Source organism: Planosporangium thailandense (assembly GCF_011947195.1).
Classification (GTDB): Bacteria; Actinomycetota; Actinomycetes; order Mycobacteriales; family Micromonosporaceae; genus Planosporangium; species Planosporangium thailandense.
On sequence record NZ_JAATVY010000082.1, the window covers coordinates 1 to 1035 of the forward strand.

Below are 1035 nucleotides of genomic sequence, written 5' to 3' on the forward strand. Positions count from 1 at the left end.
CAGCTGCGCATTCGCGAGTCGTGGCTGCGGCGCCAGGCCGCCGCGCGGCAGGTCCCGTGCACCTTCCTCGGCAAGCATCTGCGGTTTTCCGCCGCCGACCTCGCCGCCATTGTTGCCCAGCATGGTCAGGCCCCGACCGGCCGCCGCCCGCGCCGGCGCCGCACGCCGCGGCCCACGGTGCGGGATCGCGACTTGCCCACGGGGTCGATGCGAAGCGTGGATCCACCGACCGCGATGACCACAACCGCGATGAGGGGAGCAGCGCATGGCTTGGGTAGAACGGCGCAGTAGCGCGTTTCGGGTCCGGCTCCGGTTGCCGGACGGCACCGTGATCACCGACTCGGTGTACGCGAAGAAGGCCGACGCGCAGCTGCGCGCCCAGGAGATCGACGTCGAGCTGGCGCGCGAGACGTTCCTCGACCCGCGCGACGGCCGCATCCGCCTGGCCGAGTGGGTGGACCTATGGGCGGCCAGCCACTAGGCCGGGCCAGCGACCTGGTCGGCCTACCGCAGCCACCTGCGGCTGCACATCCTGCCCCGACTCGGCCACCTGCAGCTGGTGGCGATCCGCCGTCACCACGTCAAGACGCTCGTGCTCGAGCTGCGCAAGAAGCTCGCGCCGCGCTCGACCGCCGACGTGGTCACCGTGCTGTCCATGGTGTTGCAGGAGGCCGTCGAGAACCGGCGGATCCCGTTCAATCCCTGCCGCGGCGTGCGGGTGACCACCACCGGCCGGCCGGAGCGTCCGCACGCCACCACCGAGCAGGTCGCCGCGATCGCCGCCCGCATGCAGCGCCCCATCGACGCCCTGATGGTCGTCACCGCCGCCTATACCGGCATGCGCTGGGGCGAGCTGGCCGGTCTGGATCGCGCCAACGTCGACCTCGACGCCGGCGTCATCTCCGTGCATCCCGAGGTGGGTGCGCTGCACGAGGTCGGCGGCAAACTCTTCCTCGGCCCACCGAAGACCGGCGACTCGGTGCGCCAGATCGACCTGCCGCCGTTCCTGACCGACCGGCTCCGCCAGAGCCTGGC

2 protein-coding genes are annotated in these 1035 nt (G+C 72.0%); both read left to right on the forward strand.

The genetic code is table 11. The features are described 5' to 3' along the window. Nucleotides 1-265 precede the first annotated feature (265 nt). Nucleotides 266-481, forward strand: a complete 216-nt coding sequence (locus tag HC031_RS32205; protein WP_167929234.1) for a hypothetical protein — start codon at nt 266-268, stop codon at nt 479-481. 78 nt (nt 482-559) lie between these two features. After that, nucleotides 560-1035, forward strand: a 476-nt coding sequence (locus tag HC031_RS32210) for a site-specific integrase (RefSeq protein ID WP_420813719.1), incomplete at its 3' end; no start/stop codon positions are given.

Bases quoted from the DNA above. Each gene is read 5' to 3' on its own strand.
- HC031_RS32205 (WP_167929234.1), top strand. From the start codon at position 266: ATGGCTTGGGTAGAACGGCGCAGTAGCGCGTTTCGGGTCCGGCTCCGG.